Genomic DNA, 1,450 nt, shown 5'->3' with positions numbered 1-1,450 from the left:
GAGCGCGTGCTCGACCAGCGTGATCAGCGCGCTCTTCGCCTCCGCCCGGTGCCGCGCGTCGGTGGTGATGATCGGCGCGTCCGGACCGATCTGCAGCGCCTCACGCACCTCGTCCGGCGTGTACGGCTGATGCCCGTCGAACCCGTTCAGCGCGATCACGAACGGCAGACCCGAGTTCTCGAAGTAGTCCACCGCCGGGAAGCAGTCCGCCAGCCGGCGGGTGTCCACCAGCACCACCGCGCCGATCGCACCGCGCACCAGATCGTCCCACATGAACCAGAACCGGTCCTGGCCCGGCGTACCGAACAGGTACAGGATCAGGTCCTGGTCCAGCGTGATACGGCCGAAGTCCATCGCCACCGTGGTGGTGGTCTTGTCGGCGGTGTGCGTCAGGTCGTCGATCCCGGCGGACGCGGCGGTCATCACGGCTTCGGTACGCAGCGGGTTGATCTCCGACACGGCGCCCACGAAGGTCGTCTTGCCCACGCCGAACCCGCCCGCCACCACGATCTTCGCGGAGGTGGTGGCACGCTGTGAGGAGGCCCCGTGGGCGGCCTGCGGGTAGGCGGCCTGCGGGCTAGAGCTTGCGAAGTCCACTGAGCACCCTTTCGAGCAGTGTCACGTCCGGTGCGCCGCCGGGCTCGCTGCTGCTGCCCGGCTGGTGGATCGCCACCATCCCGGCCTCGGCCAGGTCGGCGACGAGGATACGGGCCACTCCCAGGGGTATCGCGAGCAGCGCCGAGATCTCCGCCACCGACTTGACCTCCTGGCACAGGTGGCAGATCCGCTGGTGCTCCGGGAGCAGGCCCATGAGCTGCGCCGGGTCTGCTGTGGTGCTCACCAGCGCCTCGATGGCGAGCTGGTAGCGCGGCCGGGTACGGCCCCCGGTCATGGCGTACGGCCGCACCAGCGGCTGGTCGCCCTCACCGCCGTACGGCGCGTGGTCGTTCAGGCCACCGTACGGACCGGGTGAGGCGGGCGGCGGGGTCATGGCTCCTCCGAGCGAGGCATGTGGTCGACGATGCGGACTGTAGTGCTCGTGTGGGGGGAGCGTGGACTAGTTGAGCAGACTTCCCTGCAGTTCGGCGCGGAGGTCCGGCGTCAGCACCGTACCCGCACGGTCCACCAACAGGGCCATCTCATACCCGACCAGACCGATGTCCGCCTCCGGATGCGCCAGCACCGCCAGCGAGGAACCGTCGGAGATCGACATGATGAAAAGGAACCCACGCTCCATCTCCACCACCGTCTGATTCACCGCACCCCCCTCGAAGATGCGCGACGCACCAGCGGTCAGCGAGGTCAGCCCCGACGCGACCGCCGCCAACTGATCGGCACGATCCCGCGGAAACCCCTCGGACATGGCCAGAAGGAGGCCGTCGGCGGAGACCACCACCGTGTGCGACACCCCCGGGGTGTTGTCCACGAAGTTGGTGATCAACCAGTTCAG

General features: G+C 68.7%; 3 protein-coding genes. All 3 read right to left on the bottom strand.

Annotated features, from left to right (window positions below):
• The coding region (locus tag CUT83_RS10185) for a GTP-binding protein (RefSeq protein WP_439144998.1) at positions 1-597 on the bottom strand (597 nt) is incomplete at its 3' end.
• The gene (locus CUT83_RS10180; RefSeq protein WP_101255539.1) at positions 578-991 is read right to left on the bottom strand and encodes a DUF742 domain-containing protein; all 414 of its coding nucleotides are present in this window, start codon (positions 989-991) and stop codon (positions 578-580) included. The genes CUT83_RS10180 and CUT83_RS10185, both read right to left, overlap by 20 nt.
• A 66-nt stretch (positions 992-1,057) precedes the next feature.
• On the bottom strand, positions 1,058-1,450 hold a 393-nt coding region (locus tag CUT83_RS10175), incomplete at its 5' end, for a roadblock/LC7 domain-containing protein (protein WP_101255536.1).

Origin of the sequence: Streptomyces barkulensis (assembly GCF_002843305.1) — a bacterium.
GTDB lineage: Bacteria > Actinomycetota > Actinomycetes > Streptomycetales > Streptomycetaceae > Streptomyces > Streptomyces barkulensis.
The sequence above is the reverse complement of the archived record's forward strand: the minus strand, read 5'-3'. Positions and strand labels throughout refer to the sequence as shown.